The 15,006-nt window shown below is 71.3% G+C and carries 17 protein-coding genes; 9 read left to right on the plus strand and 8 right to left on the minus strand.

The window, feature by feature from the left end; genetic code table 11:
- Positions 1–8 precede the first annotated feature (8 nt).
- Genes QUC20_RS14485 through QUC20_RS14500 form a run of 4 tightly spaced genes read left to right on the plus strand, consistent with a single transcriptional unit; the run spans position 9 to position 2,396 of the window.
- The gene (locus QUC20_RS14485; RefSeq protein WP_259455316.1) at positions 9–1,238 is read left to right on the plus strand and encodes an ROK family transcriptional regulator; all 1,230 of its coding nucleotides are present in this window, start codon (positions 9–11) and stop codon (positions 1,236–1,238) included.
- A 59-nt stretch (positions 1,239–1,297) separates the two neighbouring features.
- Positions 1,298–1,654, plus strand: coding sequence for a DUF6804 family protein (locus QUC20_RS14490; protein WP_120264160.1), 357 nt, complete (start codon positions 1,298–1,300; stop codon positions 1,652–1,654).
- Positions 1,651–1,917, plus strand: a complete 267-nt coding sequence (locus QUC20_RS14495; protein WP_120264159.1) for a hypothetical protein — start codon at positions 1,651–1,653, stop codon at positions 1,915–1,917. The genes QUC20_RS14490 and QUC20_RS14495 overlap by 4 nt, the downstream gene beginning before the upstream one ends.
- The gene (locus tag QUC20_RS14500; protein ID WP_120264158.1) at positions 1,914–2,396 is read left to right on the plus strand and encodes a BLUF domain-containing protein; all 483 of its coding nucleotides are present in this window, start codon (positions 1,914–1,916) and stop codon (positions 2,394–2,396) included. Before QUC20_RS14495 ends, QUC20_RS14500 begins: the two co-directional genes overlap by 4 nt.
- Here QUC20_RS14500 and QUC20_RS14505 read toward each other — a convergent pair whose 3' ends face one another.
- The 3 genes from QUC20_RS14505 to QUC20_RS14515 all read right to left on the minus strand — a co-directional run bounded on the left by QUC20_RS14505 (position 2,397) and on the right by QUC20_RS14515 (position 5,307).
- Complete coding sequence (locus QUC20_RS14505) at positions 2,397–2,606, minus strand: DUF3072 domain-containing protein (RefSeq protein ID WP_259455361.1); 210 nt, start codon at positions 2,604–2,606, stop codon at positions 2,397–2,399.
- Between the two features lie 352 nt (positions 2,607–2,958).
- The gene (locus QUC20_RS14510) at positions 2,959–3,855 is read right to left on the minus strand and encodes an NAD(P)-dependent oxidoreductase (RefSeq protein ID WP_289330321.1); all 897 of its coding nucleotides are present in this window, start codon (positions 3,853–3,855) and stop codon (positions 2,959–2,961) included.
- Positions 3,856–3,876: 21 nt separating this feature from the next.
- Positions 3,877–5,307: a four-carbon acid sugar kinase family protein gene (locus QUC20_RS14515; RefSeq protein WP_289330322.1), complete on the minus strand. Its 1,431-nt coding sequence runs from the start codon at positions 5,305–5,307 to the stop codon at positions 3,877–3,879.
- Positions 5,308–5,484: 177 nt separating this feature from the next.
- On the opposite strand from QUC20_RS14515, the gene QUC20_RS14520 reads away from it, so the two are divergent.
- The gene (locus QUC20_RS14520; protein WP_120264155.1) at positions 5,485–5,676 is read left to right on the plus strand and encodes an Rv3202a family protein; all 192 of its coding nucleotides are present in this window, start codon (positions 5,485–5,487) and stop codon (positions 5,674–5,676) included.
- A gap of 7 nt (positions 5,677–5,683) precedes the next feature.
- On the opposite strand, the gene QUC20_RS14525 is transcribed toward QUC20_RS14520, so the two are convergent.
- Together QUC20_RS14525 and QUC20_RS14530 are read right to left on the minus strand one after the other, a co-directional pair.
- Positions 5,684–6,385, minus strand: coding sequence for a FadR/GntR family transcriptional regulator (locus QUC20_RS14525; RefSeq protein WP_289330323.1), 702 nt, complete (start codon positions 6,383–6,385; stop codon positions 5,684–5,686).
- Complete coding sequence (locus tag QUC20_RS14530; protein WP_289330324.1) at positions 6,382–6,990, minus strand: TetR/AcrR family transcriptional regulator; 609 nt, start codon at positions 6,988–6,990, stop codon at positions 6,382–6,384. The genes QUC20_RS14525 and QUC20_RS14530 overlap by 4 nt, the downstream gene beginning before the upstream one ends.
- Before the next feature lie 70 nt (positions 6,991–7,060).
- Between QUC20_RS14530 and QUC20_RS14535 the strand changes: the two genes are divergently transcribed.
- Positions 7,061–8,359: an MFS transporter gene (locus tag QUC20_RS14535; RefSeq protein WP_289330325.1), complete on the plus strand. Its 1,299-nt coding sequence runs from the start codon at positions 7,061–7,063 to the stop codon at positions 8,357–8,359.
- Here the strand turns inward: QUC20_RS14535 and QUC20_RS14540 are convergent.
- Complete coding sequence (locus QUC20_RS14540) at positions 8,356–8,598, minus strand: hypothetical protein (protein WP_120264152.1); 243 nt, start codon at positions 8,596–8,598, stop codon at positions 8,356–8,358. The genes QUC20_RS14535 and QUC20_RS14540 overlap by 4 nt on opposite strands.
- Before the next feature lie 161 nt (positions 8,599–8,759).
- Here QUC20_RS14540 and QUC20_RS14545 point away from each other — a divergent pair, with 161 nt between their 5' ends.
- Positions 8,760–10,001 (plus strand): maltokinase N-terminal cap-like domain-containing protein, encoded by a 1,242-nt coding sequence (locus QUC20_RS14545; protein WP_289330326.1) that lies wholly within the window; start codon positions 8,760–8,762, stop codon positions 9,999–10,001.
- 97 nt (positions 10,002–10,098) lie between these two features.
- On the opposite strand, the gene treS is transcribed toward QUC20_RS14545, so the two are convergent.
- Together treS and QUC20_RS14555 are read right to left on the minus strand one after the other, a co-directional pair.
- A complete protein-coding gene (treS, locus tag QUC20_RS14550; protein ID WP_289330327.1) occupies positions 10,099–12,396 on the minus strand; it encodes a maltose alpha-D-glucosyltransferase in 2,298 nt (765 codons plus the stop codon).
- 62 nt (positions 12,397–12,458) lie between these two features.
- Positions 12,459–13,118: a YoaK family protein gene (locus QUC20_RS14555; protein ID WP_289330328.1), complete on the minus strand. Its 660-nt coding sequence runs from the start codon at positions 13,116–13,118 to the stop codon at positions 12,459–12,461.
- Between the two features lie 107 nt (positions 13,119–13,225).
- On the opposite strand from QUC20_RS14555, the gene QUC20_RS14560 reads away from it, so the two are divergent.
- A complete protein-coding gene (locus QUC20_RS14560; protein WP_289330329.1) occupies positions 13,226–14,077 on the plus strand; it encodes a hypothetical protein in 852 nt (283 codons plus the stop codon).
- A gap of 113 nt (positions 14,078–14,190) precedes the next feature.
- Positions 14,191–15,000, plus strand: a complete 810-nt coding sequence (locus QUC20_RS14565; protein WP_289330330.1) for a TspO-related membrane protein — start codon at positions 14,191–14,193, stop codon at positions 14,998–15,000.
- The last annotated feature ends 6 nt before the right edge of the window (positions 15,001–15,006 follow it).

The following is a 15,006-nucleotide window of genomic DNA, read 5'->3' on the forward strand; positions in this document are numbered from 1 at the left end:
CTGATCCCGTGAGTGTCGCGCCGGGAACCGCCGAACTCGTCCGGCGCGTGAATCTCGCTCGGATGCTCGTCGTCGTGCACCGGGACGGGCCGATCTCGCGCGCCGCGCTGACTGCCGAACTCGGCCTCAACCGCTCGACCATCGGCGCGCTGACGGCAGAGCTCGCGCGCCTGGGGCTCGTCACCGAGACCGCCGGCGCCCCCGAGGGGCGCATCGGTCGCCCCTCTCCGGTCATCACCGCACGCGCCGATGTCGTCGCCGTCGCCGTGAACCCGGAGGTCGACGCCGTGACGCTCGCCGCCGTCGGCCTCGACCGCCGTGTGCACGCCCGCCGCCGCGCGCTCACGACGGCCCTCATCACGCCGCAGGAGCTCGCGTCGCTCATCGCGGAGACCATCGAGGACTGGCGAGCGGGCCCGCTCGCGGCGACGACGGTCATCGGTGTCGGCGTCGCCGTCCCGGGCTTGGTCGAGCCCGCAGCCGGTCTCGTCGTGCACGCCCCGCACCTGCGTTGGACGAACGCTCCGCTCGCCGAGCTCGTGACGGCAGCCACGGGCACGCCCACGACGGTCGGCAATGACGCGTCGTACGGCGCGCACGCCGAGTACCTCTTCGGCGCTGCCCGCGGCGTCGCCGATGTGATCTACCTCAACGGCGGGGCGAGCGGCATCGGCGGCGGGCTCGTCGTCGGGGGCGCACTCGTCGGCGGCGCGCGCGGCCTGGCCGGCGAGTTCGGGCACAACCCCGCGATATTCGAGGATGCCGCAGACCGCCGTTCCGGCGAGCACGCCGCTCTGGAGGACGAAGTGAGCCGGCACCGCCTGATCGCTTCGCTCGGACTTCCCGGCGCAGACGACGCCGAGCTGCGCGCCGCCGTCCACGGGGCCGCGAACCCCGCTGCTCGCGCCGAGCTGCGCCGGCAGCGCCGCATCCTGGCTTCGGCGGTCGCGAGCGCCGTCAACGTCCTCGACCCGGCGGTGGTGGTGCTCGGCGGTTTCCTCGCTCCCCTCGTCGAAAGCGACGTGGACGAGTTCGCCGAGGCCGTCGCTCGGCAGACCATCTCGGCCGCCTGCCCGCTCGTACGCACCGCCGAGCTGGGCGACGACCGGCTCCTCGTCGGCGCTGCCGAGACGGCGTTCGCCGACCTCCTCGCCGATCCGGTGCCCGTCATGACCGGGTCGGGCGCGCCGATGACCGATTCAGCGGCCGCGTCAAGCGCGACCTCTGCCACGCGCTGAACTCGTACGATCGAACAGGCGCGCAGCGTCGCGCCGTCCGCCCCGAGAGAAACGTCCGCATGGCATCCAGATCCACCCGACCTGCCGACCCGCCGCAGCGTCAGCGCAACGCGCTCGCACCCGGCATCCTCGGAGCCGCCGCCCTCATCGCCGGCATCCCGCTCATCGGCGGGGAGTTCGCGATCGTGATCTCGTTCGTCGTCGCGATCCTCGCGCTCATCATCGCGTGGTTCGCGATCCAGGCGCGGCAGTGGTGGTGGGCTCTTCCGATGGCGGCGGTCGCGGTGGTCTGGAACCCCGTGTACCCCTTCTCGCTCGACCAGCCGGTCTGGATGGCGGCGCATGTCGTCGGGGCCGCGACGTTCATCGCCGCCGGCGCCCTCGTGTGGGTTCCCCGCGCGCAGGCCGCCCGATGATCCCCGGTGGCGCGGCGGGTGCGCCCGGCAACGGCATCGTCTGGGCGCGCGTCGAGGACGGCTTCCACGTGGGCAGCCGCACCGGTGAGTTCGTGGGATACATCGACCGGCAGGCCGACGGCCGGTATCTTGCGTACGACTCCCGGTCGTCTCGCGTCGGGGCGTTCACCGATCTGACCACCGCCATGCGCACGCTCGCCCTCGGCGCGACCCCCGACATCCCCGACGAAGCGCCGCCGATCGAACTCCGGGAGATCCGATGACCTCGACGCCCGCCGACCTGCTCTCGGTCCTCTATACGAGCAACGCCCGGGCCCCGTTCGGCGACGACGAGCTGGCGGCTCTGCTCGAGCAGAGCCGCGCGTCGAACGCGGATCGAGACCTGACGGGGATGCTGCTGTACCGCGGCGGTCGATTCGTCCAGGTGCTCGAGGGCCCCGAGCAGACCGTGCGCGACCTCCTCGCGACCATCCGCGAGGATTCGCGCCACTCCGGCATGCGTGTCCTCATCGAGCAGCCCATCGCCCACCGCGAGTTCCGCGAGTGGACGATGGGCTATCAGCCGATCGCCGAGACGACGGGCGACGCTCCGGCGGGGTTCCGCGACACCTTCGACGACCTCGAGAGCGCCGGCGACCCGAGCGCGACGCTGCGGGCGGCTCGTGAGCTGAGCCTGTGGTTCCGCGTGCGCTCGGCTCGGCCGCAGCACGGCACCGACGCCGCACCCGACGCAGGCGCCTGATTACTCGCCGCGCCCGGTCGCGTCCTGCAGACGGTCGATCTGCTCCGACGCCTCCGCCTTGGTGAGATTGCCGGGAAGCTCTTCGCCGGCCTCGCGTGCGAGGGTGTCGAGATAGCTCCGCTGCGGGCCGGTCATGGGCTCATCACCCGTGACCCAGTTCTCGGGGTCCTTGACCGGCGACCCCTGGCCCGCGCCCTCGGTCCCGCCCAGGGTGTCCGCCGCGGGCTCGGACGCTGCGGGCGGAGTCGGCGCGGAGGGCTCACCCGGCGCGGGCGTCGTCGGCTCCGTGGGCACGGGAACGGTGGGCTCGGCGGGTGCGGGGAAGGTGGGCTCGTCGGGTGTGGGGATGCTCTGATCGCTCATGGCTCGACGCTATGCCGACTGCGCCGATAAGCCGAGGCACTTGCGCGCCGCGCGAAAACCGCACAACGAGACACCCGGCCCGGGAGCGCCGTTCGGGCAGCGTCCCCGTGGCCGGGTGTTCTTCGATCGTCGGCGACGCACCGCAAGGAATCCGCAACGCGTGCACCGCGCAACCTCAAGGAATCCGCAAGATCGGTGCTCAGCCGCGGCGCGCGGGCGCCGAGATGCGGATGACGGCGGAATCGTCCTTTTCGCCGAGTCCCTGCGCCTGCGCCAGGAGGTAGCTCTGCTCGGCGGCGGCTGCCAGCGGCGCCGGAAGCCCCGCCCGCCGCGCCGCGGTGCCGACGATCCCCATGTCTTTGACGAAGATGTCGAGGCGACTGAGCACCTCGGCGCCGTCGGAATCCCAGGCCTGCAGCATCCGAGGCCCGCGGTTGCCGAGCATGAACGACGCGGCAGCACCGGCCTGCAACGCCTCGAGCGTGCGCTCCAGGTCGAGCCCGAGCCGGTCGGCGAGCGCGAGCGCCTCGGCCGCGGCGGCGATGTGCACGCCGCACAGCAGCTGGTTGACCGTTTTCAGCGCCTGACCATCGCCGGCCCGCTCCCCGACGACGGTCAGCGTCGACGCCAGCTGGTCGAGCACGGGTCGGGCGACGGCGAGGGCGTCGGGGTGCGCACCGACGACGATCAGCAGGTCGCCCTCTCGCGCCCGGATCGGACCGCCGCTCAAGGGGGCGTCGACGAGCCCGATGCCGCGCTCGGCGAGCGAGGCCGCGACGTCGGCGACCCCGTCCGTGCCGACGGTGCTGGTGAGGACGACGACCGCCCCCTCCGCGAGGGCGTCGGCGATGCCGTCATCGCCGAAGAGGAGGTCGGCGAGCTGCGTCGAATCGCGGACCGCCACCAGGACGACCTGTGCGCCGTCGGCGGCCTCGGCGGCGGAATCAGCCGGCGTCACGCTCGCTTCGGCGGCCAGCGCGAGCCGCGCGGGGGCGATGTCGAAGCCGCGGACAGGGAAAGTCTCCGCCAGGCGGGCGGCCATCGGCAGGCCCATCGCGCCGAGCCCCAGTACCGCAACCGTTGTGTTGTCGTTCATATCGAACCTTGCTCCTTCAGCTCAGGCGGATGGCGCGGGCGTCAGCGAGAGCCGCTCGACAGCGGCGGTGAGCGACCCGTCGTCGCCGACGTTGCCGGCGAACACGATGTAGGGGATCCCGGATGCCGGCCCGTCGGCCGCCTCCCAGACCGACACGATGCCGGGAAAGAGGGAACCGCGCACGCGCGCGCGGCGGATCTCGAGCCCGCGCGTCGCGACGTCGCTCGAGGTGATGCCGCCCTTGGCGATGACGAACCGCGGCGTGACACGCGCGACGACGGTGCGGACGACATCGACGACGGCTCGCGAGACGCGGCGCGAGATGTCCAGGCTCTCGTCGGGGTCGTCGCTGCGCACGAGGGTCCGGCTCGTGTGAAGCACGACGTCGCCTCGCAGCAGTCCCGTGGCGATGATCGAGCTGGCCCGATCGAGCTCCGCGGCTCGTTGTGCGGGATCGAGCAGCCGCGGCACGTCGAGCTCGACGACGGCCTCGAGCGGTCGATGCCGCATCAGGTCGGCGAGCTGGCGGCTCGTCAGGCCGACGTGCGACCCGACCACGACCAGCCCGCCGCGCGCCGCACGGTCGGCGCCGAGCCGGGCGACGTCGAGGGGCGGCCGGCGTCGCTGGCCGATTCGTGCTCGCACGAACGGCGGCCCGACCCGGTAGACGTACGAACGACCTTCCGCCTCGACCGCCTCGAGCCCCAACGCCAGCTCGACGAGGTCCTCTTCCACGACCGCGTCGACGACGATGGGCACACCCTCCGGGGCAGAACGCAGCACCGCGGCGACCGCAGCGGTGCCAGCGCGGAGGTCGTCGACGGTGACCTCGACCACATCGGCGGCGGCGACCGCCCCGCCGGTCTTCTCCGCCACCCAGTCGGCGAGCCGCGACGAGCGGAAGCCGAAGGTCGAGTCACGGGCGAACTCCGTCTCGCCGATCGGTGTGAAGCCCTCGTCCGACAGGATGCCGTGCACCCCGCGCACCGTGACGCGCCCGGCATCCGGGAACGCGGGCACGACGACGACGTTCGTCGGCGCCGCGGCCCCCGACCGGGCGACCTCATCGGCGATCGTGTCGGGCTCGAGCGGGAAGTGCCCCCGGAGCGTCGAGTCGCTGCGGCTGACGAAGCCGACCCGGACGCCGACTGTCTCCGCCGCCGCGAGGGACGCGCGCACGACCTCGCGGTTGATGCGCTCGGCGTCGGCCGGTGCGAGGCTGCGCGAGTTGGTCAGTACATATACCGCGGGAGCCCCTGACGAGAACGCCCAGACCAGGTCGGCCACATCCCACGCCCCCAGCACAGGAAGGTCCGCAACGGACTGCGTCCCGGTGGGATCGTCGTCGAGGACGACGAACACGCGCCCGCTCTCGGCCATGCGCGCCGCGAGCACACCGACATCAGGACGCGTGGCATCGGGCAGGCCGGGCAGTGGTGCGGTCGGTGCCATGGGATCTCCTCGTCGTTGAGTGGCCAGCCGAGTGGCTATCAGCTGTATGACAGCATGCAGCAGGAGGGGAGGGACGTCAATCGGGCGACACATCGCGCTCGGGGGTTGCGTCGTCGCCCGCATGGGCCGCACGCTGGCATCAGACGATCGACCCGCAGGAGACGAGAGGAGTCAGACATGTCCGAGACCGCCCGCGAGCACGGCGCCGAGGTTCCCGTGGCCGACGCCGAGGAACAGCGGCATCCCGTCACACCCGACGACGGGACGGCTCCCGAGATCCCGGCCCCGACGACCGAGGCGGACGACGCCGACGTCTGGGAGCAGAGTCACGAGGTGCCGATCGACGACGACGAGCCCGAAACGACGTGAGGCCTCCTCAACCGGCCACGTAGCGGCGGAAGTCATCCAGGGTCTGCTGCAGATGGTGATCCATCGCTGCGCGGGCGGCCTCCGGATCGCGCGAGCCCAGCGCCGCGAGAATACGCCGATGCTCCTCGATCGCGTGCTCCTGGATCTCCGGCACCCGCGAGGTCTGCGCCCGGCGCTCGGCGAGCACCTCGGTCAGGGGTGCGAGCAACACCCCGAGGAACAGGTTGTCCGAGGCGCCGAGGATCACGGCATGGAAGCGCAGGTCGGCCTCGACGAAGCGATCGACGTCGCCCGCGGCCGCTCCCGCGACCATCTCGTCGACGCATGCCGCGCACTCCGCCAGGGCCGCGTCGTCGACGATCGACGCGGCGAGAGCCGCGGCCTCGCACTCGATGAGGCGGCGCGTCGAGATGAGCTGCTCCGCCACGAGGGCATCGTCACCGTGCGCGGCGCGGAACCGCAGGGCGTCGGACACCGACGACCATTCCTCCACCGGCGCGACGCGCGACCCGACCCCCGAGACCACCCGCACGATGCCGCGGGCGGACAGCGTCCGCAGCGCCTCGCGCACGGTCACCCGACTGACATCGAACTCGGCGCCGATCTCGGCCTCGGTCGGCAGCGCGTCACCCGGCGCGAACCGGCCGGCGATGATGCGATCGAGCAGATCGTCGGCCACGGTGTTCACGAGAGACTTGCGCCGGGTCATCGCTCCGCCTCCCGATTCTCGAAGGCCGACCAGCCGTTCTCGAGCACCGCGAACCCCGCGTCGAGCGTCGCCTCCGGGTCGTCGCTCTCATTCACCATGGTCTGGATCTGGAGCACGAACCTCGCGAAAACGCGGATGTGGGCGTCGGGCCGCTCCTCGCCGAGCTCGGCCGCCACGGCATCGGCGAGCGCGTCCTCGTGGCGCAGCCACATGCGCGCGGCGTAGTCGCGCAGGGCGGGTGTCGCGTTGAGGAAGTCCATGAACCGACGAGCGACATCGTCGCCGTGCTCGGCCGCGCCCGCACGGATCTCACGCTCGTAGTACGCGCGGATCGCCGTGGCGATCGATGTTCCGGCGGTGCGGTCGCGCACGGCCGAGACGAGGCGCTCGCGCTGCTCGTCATCCTCATCGAAGACCAGCGCCTCCTTCTGACTGAAGTGCGCGAAGACGGTCGTCGGCGAGACATCGGCGGCGTCCGCGATCTCACGGATGCTGACGTCGTCGAACCCGCGTTCGAGGAACATCGCCGTCGCGACATCCGAGATCCGCTTGCGCGTGGCCGCCTTCTTGCGCTCGCGGCGCCCCACGGGCGCGATCTCGGTCATGTGGTCGATCTTAGGGCTCTCGCGCGAAAAACTGTATTGACACCAAAACTGGTATCGGTACAGTTCCGGTATGACTTCAGTTTTGTCGCGTCTCCGCCTCGCCGGCACCGACCGCCGCTGGGTGATGCTGATCGTGCTCACCACACTCACGACGGCGGGTATGACCGTCGTCCTCCCTGTCCTCCCGTTCGTCGTGCTGCGCTATGTCTCGGGCGAGGGCGAGCTCGCCCTGTGGGTCGGCGCGCTGGAGGCCGTCAACGGACTGTGCGCCTTCATCGCTGCGCCCTTCCTCGGACGCCTGTCCGATCGGTTCGGCCGCCGCCCGGTGATCATCGTCGCCTCGTTCGGTGCGGCGCTGAGCATGCTCCTGTTCGGCATCGGCGGGGCGCTGTGGGTGCTGCTGCTCGCGCGCGTCGTCCAAGGCGCGACGGCGGGCGACCTCCCCGCCCTCTTCGCCTACCTCGCCGACATCACCCCGCCCGAGAAGCGCGCACAGCGATTCGGCCTGCTCGGGGCGCTCTCGGGCATCGGCACCATGGTCGGGCCGGCGCTCGGCGGCCTGCTGGCAGCGATCGACCTCGCCCTCCCGGTCTTCGTCACCGCCGGGATCTCGTTCCTCATCGCGACCCTCAGCATCTTCCTCCTGCCCGAGAGCCTCGAACGCACGAACCGCATCCCCGCGATCGCCGTGTCGGACCTGAACCCGTTCCTCGTGTTCCGCCGCGCCTTCGTACGCCCGGAGCTGCGCGCGCTGCTCATCGCCTTCGCGCTGCTCGCGCTCCCGTTCGGCTTCTTCGTCAACAACTTCAGCGTGCTCGCCCTCGACTCCATCGGCTGGGGACCCACCGCGATAGGACTGCTGATCGCCGTCGTCGGAGTGATCGACATCCTCGTCCAGGGCATCCTCCTCGGCCTGCTGCTGCCGCGGATGGGCGAGCGCGGCGTCATCGTGGCCGGCATCGCGGCTCAGACGGCCGGACTCGTCGCTCTCGCCGTGGTCGCCTCGCTCGTCGCCCAGCCCTGGCTGTTCATCCTCGGCGCGCTCGCGCTCGCGGCCGGACAGGGCGCTTCGCAGGCAACGCTCGACGGGGTGATGTCGAACGCCGTCGCGGCTGACGAGCAGGGCTGGCTCGGCGGAGTCACCCAGTCACTCACCGCCGCGATGGGCACGATCGCCCCGATCCTCGCCGGCGTGCTCTACGCCGGCGTCGCTCATGCGGCCCCGTACGCGCTCGGCGCCGCACTCATGGTCGTGGCCGCGATCACCGTGCTGCGCGCACGGATCGTCGACGCGGCGACGCACCACGAGGCGCCCGGCGGCGACCCGGCCAGCATCGAGGCCGGGGCTGCGTCGGGTGCCCGGGCCTAGGCGTCCTCGCCCTCGGACTGGCGGCGACCGTTGGCCACCGTCACCGCGACGAACGCCCCGAGCAGCACGATCACCACGAGGCCGGCGAAAGCGAGTACCCGCAGCTGCCGCAGATGCCATCCCGTCGCGACCTGGACGAGGACGAGGGCTGACACCACGACGATCAGCGCCACGCCGACGGCGACGCGGATGCCGCGGACGCGCCGCGCTCGCCTGTTCACCGCATCATGCCGCGACATGTCTCTCTCCGCGAGCGGCGTTCTCGGGTGCACCGCTCCACCGGTCACTATCGGTCGCTTCGGCGCGAATGTGCGTTCCGGTGCGGAACCGAGCATTACGCCTCTCCCCCGCGCGCGTCCAGCCCTTTTGCTCGGGAAGCCGGAACCGACAGTGTGGGACCGTGCGATTGACAGATGAGCTCGGCGCCTGGGCGGCGCGACAGCGGTGGTACGCCGGCAAGAGCCACCGACCGCGATTCCGCATCCTCGACGCGCAACCCGCGCCCGGCGCGACGCGCTACCTCCTCATGGACGACGCCGGCGCCCTGCCGACGCTCTACAACGTGCCGCTGGCGCGGGTGTCCGCGCCAGCCGACGGTGATGACGTCGTCGCCCGCGACGGCGACGAGTACCTCGTCGACGCGACGCGCAACACGGGGTTCACGATCGGCACGCTGGCCGAGATGGGCGTCGACGTGACACGAGTCACCGGCTCGCGCGTGCTGACGGGCGAACAGTCGAACACATCGATCGTGTTCGACGTCGACGGTGAGCCCACGATCATCCTGAAGCTCTTCCGCGCCCTCCACCACGGCGAGAACCCCGACGTGACGGTGCAGCGGGTGCTGAGCGATGCGGGGTCGCCGTTCGTTCCGAGGTTCTTCGGCAGCCTCGATGCCGAATGGCCCGACATCGGACGCGACTCCGGTTCGGCTCGCGGCACCCTCGGTTTCGCGCAGGAGTTCCTCCGAGGCGTCCGCGACGGCTGGGCAGTAGCCCTCGAGGCCGCGCGCGAGAACCGCGACTTCACCGACGCCGCCCGTGACCTCGGCATCGCCGTCGCCGGCGTGCACGGCGCGCTCGGCGCGGCGCTCGACACGACCGAGGCGGCAGCGAGGGAGGTCGGCGCGACGGGTGCGGCGTGGCGCCGACGGCTGTCGATCGCGGCCACCGAGGTGCCCGCCGTCGCCGATCGCGTCGATGCGATCGGCGCCGTGTACGACGAGGCCCTCGCCCGCCCGTGGCCGCGCCTCCAGCGCATCCACGGCGACCTGCACCTCGGGCAGGTGCTCGCCGTGCCGGCGGGAGGATGGCGCATCGTCGACTTCGAGGGCGAGCCGTTGCGGCCGATGGCCGAGCGCGCCATCCCCGATCTGCCGCCGCGTGACGTCGCCGGAATGCTGCGCTCGTTCGACTACGCCGGCGCCGTCGGCGAGGGACCCGATCCGATGGGGTGGGCTGCAGCCTGCCGCTCAGCTTTCGTCGAGACGTACGCCGCGGCCCCCGGCGCGATCGCCCTGGACCCGGTGCTCCTGCGGGCCCTGGTGCTCGACAAGGCCGTCTACGAGTCGATCTACGAAGCCCGCAATCGCCCGGGCTGGCTGCCCGTGCCCCTCGCCGGCATCGACGCCGCACTGGCCTGAGGCGGCGATACATTCGTCGGATGGGCGGTGCCCGTGTCTACCGGACGCCTCGCCGAGGCGACACCAGCACCACCGGTCCGACGGATGTATCGCGGCGTCAATCCTCGAGAGGCTCCGGCGCGCGCAGCACCAGGAACTTCGCGCCGTAGCCGGGCAGCGACACGCTGAAGCTCTGCAGGTCGTCGACGCGGCCGATCGTCTCGCCCGAGGCCGCGTCGTACACCTCGCTGCGCGGCACGAGCTGCTCGGAGCGGACCGTGCCCTCCGTCGGCTCGGGCGAGAAGTTCAGCACGGTCACCTGCATCGCGGCATCCGCGTGGGGGTCGCCGTCGTCGAGCCGGTGCACGAGCACGAGCATCCCGGCATGCGCCACCTCGGGGATGTCGACCTGCGAAGCGGTCGCGATGCCGTGCTCGCGACGCAGATCGAGGATGCCCGACAGCCGCGAGGCGAACGACTCCGGATCGTCGAGCTGCGCGGGCAGGGCGCCGTAGAGGGCGCGCCCGCGCGGCATCCCCGACGCCGAACGCGTCGCGGTCGGGTCGGCGTCGAGCAGATCGTGCGCACCCCGTTCGATCCAGCGCGTGTCGCCGGCGCCGAGCAGGTCGGCGACCTCATCGGCGGGCACCGTCAGCATTCCCACGAGGTCCCAGCCCGAGAGGGCGAAGACCCCCGGCTGCCACGCGTTGTACGCGCAGAGAAGCAGGTGGGCGTCTCGGATGCCGGGGACATCGGCGTCGGCGATGTCGTCCAGGCGTGCGATGCCGCGGGATGCCGCGATGAGCGATGTCGTCGTGCAGGCGATGCCGTTCTGCGTGAAGACGCGGTTGTAGTCGGCCGTTCCGGTGAGATGCTCGGTCAGATCGGCGCGGATCTCCTCCGCGAGCTCACTGCCGGTGATGTCGCGCCCGCGGAAGCGGTACACGTCGTCGCCGTGCCGCGTCGCCCAATGCACGAGTTCGTAGGTCAGCTCGTCGTGGTTCTGCATCCCGTGCACGAGCTGCACCGGTGCGACGCCCAGCTCGAGCGACGAGGTGAGCGCGAGGCGCAGGAACTCCGTCTGCCCCGTCGCCAGGGCGTGGTGGTAGCCCGGGCGTCCGATGAAGTCGTACGAGAGGTCGGCCCCTACCGCACCCGTGTCGCGGATGTCCTCGATCGTGAGGTTCAGCTCCTGGAAGGTGAAGCCGCCGACCTTCCGCACCATGCCCGCGATGATGTGGTTGGCGGCATGCGAGAGGGGGTGCCCCTCCGACCAGGCGGGCAGCCCCTCCGCGCTCTTCTCGACGCCCAGGAAGCCGTTGGCGTCGAGGCGCAGCGCGCTGGTGCCGAGCTCGCCGAGCGAGTGCAAGGCGTCGCCGATCACGAGGCGCATGCCCGCGAAGGTCGGGTCGAGCCAGTTGATCGACGGCTGCCCCTGCTTGAAGTAGTGCAGGTAGACCCAGCGCCGAGTCGCGCCGTCGGGTCCGATGACGGGGGCCGTGGCGCTCCAGTTCGTCTCCTTCACCCCGGGGGTGTAGAAGATCACGCGCTGCATCGCGCCGATGATGTAGCCGCGTTCGGCGAGCTCGTGCTCGTTCGCGGAGTCGAGGTTGACGCTGTCGTACCCCTCGGGGACGTCGGGGAGCAGATGCCAGTCCTCCGGCGGGATCTCGACCATGTGGTAGATCCCGGGGTAGTCCTTGAACCCCATCTCGGCCAGGCGGAAGTCGGCCCCCTTGCCGGTGTGACCCGGCACGATGTCGTCGATCACGCTGCCGCCGTGCGCGTCCGCGACGTCGCACAGGGTACGGAACTCCTCCTCGGTACCGAACGCCGGATCGATCGAGGTGCTGATGCGGTCGAAGTGGCCGTCGACGCTGGGAGTCTCGCGCCAGTCGGTGATGCCACCCGCGCGCTTCACGGGCCCCGTATGGATCGCGGTGATGCCGATGCGCTCGAACACCGACCACAGCCGGTCATCGCCGAGCGCGGCGAGGAAGGACTGGCCGGGGCGGGTGATGAGCGAGATGGGGTAGGCCGTGAACCAGACGTCGGTCGTCGAGATCGCACGGCGCGCATCGGGACGGGCGTACGGGTTGCGCCACATGGCGGGCTGCCCCGACAGCTGACGCGCGAGCACGTCGGCATCCTTCAGCATCGACTGCCGCACGAGCCACTCGACGTATGAGGGGTTGCTGCCGTTCGCCGTCCGCGGGTCGGTCATGTTGCGGCGAACGCTGCCGCCGCGGAACTGGTCGCGCGGTCGCAACCGGCGCGGGCGGGCCGGGTAGCGCTGCTCGTCGTAGCTGATCTCGGGCACCTCGAGGTCCGTGTCTTCGCCGTCGGTGCCCGCGGCCCCCGGGAGGGTGATCGGGGCGGTGTAGAGGTCCTCCGGCTGTTCGTCGTCGCGCGCCATGCCTCAACGCTAGGGGCGGGGCCGATCCGGCGAAAAGGGCTGGTGCCCGAACGAGCGAACCATTAAGGGGTCCGCGCGCGCGTGCGCTGCATCCGGCACACGGCCGCCGCCAGGGTGAGCGCGGCGGCGACACCGGTCCCGACCCACAGCGCGTTCGATGCAAGGGCCGACGAGGCGAGGCCGCCCGCGACCGCCCCCAGCGCGACCGCGGCCCACATCAGGAGGTGCCGCGACCAGCCCCAGCGGTCTGCGCCGCGCAGCGAGCGGACGATGCCCTGCCCCACTTTGACGAGGGCTCCCGTCATGTAGGTGACCCCGAACGCGACGTCCTGCCGCTGCGCGAGCACGGTGTTGGCCGCCCCCATGCCGAAGGCGAGCAGCGATCCCGCTGCGACTGGCGCGAACGACCCCGCCACCAGGGCGGCGGCGGCGGTGGCGACGGTGATCACGGCGAGGATGTGCACGGTGCGATCGGATGCCGGCGACGTGAGCGCGGTCCCCGCCATGACGCCCAGGACGAACGCGACGATGAGCGCGGCGGCGAGGCCCGCAGCCGACCAGTCGACGTTCGAGAGGTCGACCGCCAGGCGTGTGGTGTTGCCGGTCATGAACGAGACGAAGTAGCCGCCGAGCAGGATGAAGCCGCAGCCGTCGAGGTACCCCGCCAGCGCGGCCAGCGCGACCGCGACGGCGAGACGACGGGCGCTGAGTTGACGCACCATGCTCCCAGTCTCCTCCTCGCCGGGCCCGGACTGCGGGCGCGCGGGTACCGTGGTGCGGCGAGGGCTCGATGTCAGGGGCTTCCGCCGAGGGGGGAGAATCGTCGGTGATGCCTCGTTCCGATCCGTCGCCCGACAGCCTCGCCGGCCTGGACTTCGGCGCACGTCCGCCCCGACGCCTCACCCGCGCGGACGTCGATGCCGCCGTTCTGCGTTCGGCGGGACTCGGCGACCTGGTCGACCGGCTCTGGCGCGAGGGCGCGGCGGCCAGCAACGCCGCACGGCGCAGCGTCACAGCGCATCTTCGTGAGCGCTTCGGCGCGCGCGACCCGCACAGTGGAGCGATCCTTCGCGTCGTGTTCGTCCTGCTGCTGCTTTCCGTGTTGCCGATCGGCATGCTCAACGGCATCCGCCTCGGGATCGAGAACACCGTGGTTCCCGGCGCGATCGTCAGCGTGGTCGTGGGAGCCGGGGTCGTCGCGGCGGTGGCAGCTGCTGGGGGGCGACCGCTCGGACGACCGGTCGCCTTGCAGAGCACGTTGCTCGCCATCTCGCTGATGGCCGCCGCGAGCGTGGCCGTGGTGGTCACCGACGGCTGGGTGCGAACGGCATATCTCGTCGGCGCGGTGCTGGGGGCAATCGCGGCGATTGTCGTCCGCGTGGTGCGGGCACGCGGACGACAGATGACCGAAGACATCGACACCGGGGTCGAATCGGCGCACCTCGACGTTGCGGCGGAGATCGCCACCCAGCGCGAGCGGATGACTGCCGAACTCACGCGCGAGCTCGAGAAGCGTCCCGACCTCGCCGAGCTGGTCCGGCGACGCAGCGCAGCAATCGTCGAGCTCCACTCACGAGGCGGAGCGATGCAGGCCGACGCACCGGATACTCCTCCGGGCGGGTTCATCATCCGGGAGCAGACGATGCTGTGGCTCCCCGTCAGCCAGCGTCACGATCGATGACGCGCCTCGGGCCGTCCGCATGATGCCACACGACTGCACCCATGTGAAGGTAGCTAGCTTTTCTAGTTAAATCGTCATAGGTTCTCGCGCAGAAGCGAGAAGGAGACACGACTATGACGACCACGAGCACGACACCCCAGGCATCGACCGCGTCATCCGGTGTGCGATGGGGACGTGTCGCGGTTCTGGCTCTGGCGATCGGACAGCCGGTCTCGTCTCTCGCGTTCGAGCTGTGGTCGCCGACGGAACTGCAAGGCGGCGCGGACTTCTCACCGATCGTTCCTCCCGGGCCGATGTTCAGCATCTGGGGCGTCATCATCTCCGCGAGCATCCTCTGGGCGCTGCTCCAGGCCCGGCGGTCGACAGCGGACTCACCCGTGCGCGACCGGCTGGTGGCGCCGAACGTGCTCCTCTACGCGGGTTTCTTCCTGTGGTTGACCGCCGCCGCGTTCGGACAGCAGTCGGCGATCACCCTGCTGCCCTTCCTGCTGATCGTGGGCGCGAACCTCGCCGCCTGGGCACGCATCTCTCACGGCCGCGACGAGATCGCGGGGTGGAAGCCCCTCGACCGGGTCACCCTCTATGCCTCGCAGGGCCTGTACGCCGGCTGGACCTCGATGGCGTTCTTCGTCAACGTCGCCACGGTCCTGCAGGGATCGGGCGCGCCGAATGACGGGGGGTGGGGCACCACCTGGCAGATCCTCGTGATCGCCGCGGCCGCTGGCCTCGCCGTCGTGTTCCTCGTGATCTCGCGGGGATCGATCTGGTACGCCGCGACCGCCGCATACGCGCTCGTAGGCGCGACGATCTCGAGCGTGGCGGCGGGCTATGCGTCGCTTCCGATCGCGCTGATCTCCGGCATCGCCCTCATCGCCGTGACCACCACCGTCATCCGTCGCCGCGTCCGCGCGCACGCCGGCTGAAGATCG

Origin of the sequence: Microbacterium arborescens, assembly GCF_030369635.1 — a bacterium.
GTDB lineage: Bacteria > Actinomycetota > Actinomycetes > Actinomycetales > Microbacteriaceae > Microbacterium.

Bases quoted from the DNA above. Each gene is read 5' to 3' on its own strand.
- treS (WP_289330327.1), bottom strand. From the start codon at position 12,396: ATGGCGCGCGACGACGAACAGCCGGAGGACCTCTACACCGCCCCGATC.
- QUC20_RS14530 (WP_289330324.1), bottom strand. From the start codon at position 6,990: ATGACCGAGATCGCGCCCGTGGGGCGCCGCGAGCGCAAGAAGGCGGCC.
- QUC20_RS14495 (WP_120264159.1), top strand. From the start codon at position 1,651: ATGATCCCCGGTGGCGCGGCGGGTGCGCCCGGCAACGGCATCGTCTGG.
- QUC20_RS14565 (WP_289330330.1), top strand. From the start codon at position 14,191: ATGACGACCACGAGCACGACACCCCAGGCATCGACCGCGTCATCCGGT.
- QUC20_RS14520 (WP_120264155.1), top strand. From the start codon at position 5,485: ATGTCCGAGACCGCCCGCGAGCACGGCGCCGAGGTTCCCGTGGCCGAC.
- QUC20_RS14535 (WP_289330325.1), top strand. From the start codon at position 7,061: ATGACTTCAGTTTTGTCGCGTCTCCGCCTCGCCGGCACCGACCGCCGC.
- QUC20_RS14540 (WP_120264152.1), bottom strand. From the start codon at position 8,598: ATGTCGCGGCATGATGCGGTGAACAGGCGAGCGCGGCGCGTCCGCGGC.
- QUC20_RS14560 (WP_289330329.1), top strand. From the start codon at position 13,226: ATGCCTCGTTCCGATCCGTCGCCCGACAGCCTCGCCGGCCTGGACTTC.
- QUC20_RS14510 (WP_289330321.1), bottom strand. From the start codon at position 3,855: ATGAACGACAACACAACGGTTGCGGTACTGGGGCTCGGCGCGATGGGC.
- QUC20_RS14500 (WP_120264158.1), top strand. From the start codon at position 1,914: ATGACCTCGACGCCCGCCGACCTGCTCTCGGTCCTCTATACGAGCAAC.
- QUC20_RS14555 (WP_289330328.1), bottom strand. From the start codon at position 13,118: ATGGTGCGTCAACTCAGCGCCCGTCGTCTCGCCGTCGCGGTCGCGCTG.
- QUC20_RS14490 (WP_120264160.1), top strand. From the start codon at position 1,298: ATGGCATCCAGATCCACCCGACCTGCCGACCCGCCGCAGCGTCAGCGC.
- QUC20_RS14525 (WP_289330323.1), bottom strand. From the start codon at position 6,385: ATGACCCGGCGCAAGTCTCTCGTGAACACCGTGGCCGACGATCTGCTC.
- QUC20_RS14515 (WP_289330322.1), bottom strand. From the start codon at position 5,307: ATGGCACCGACCGCACCACTGCCCGGCCTGCCCGATGCCACGCGTCCT.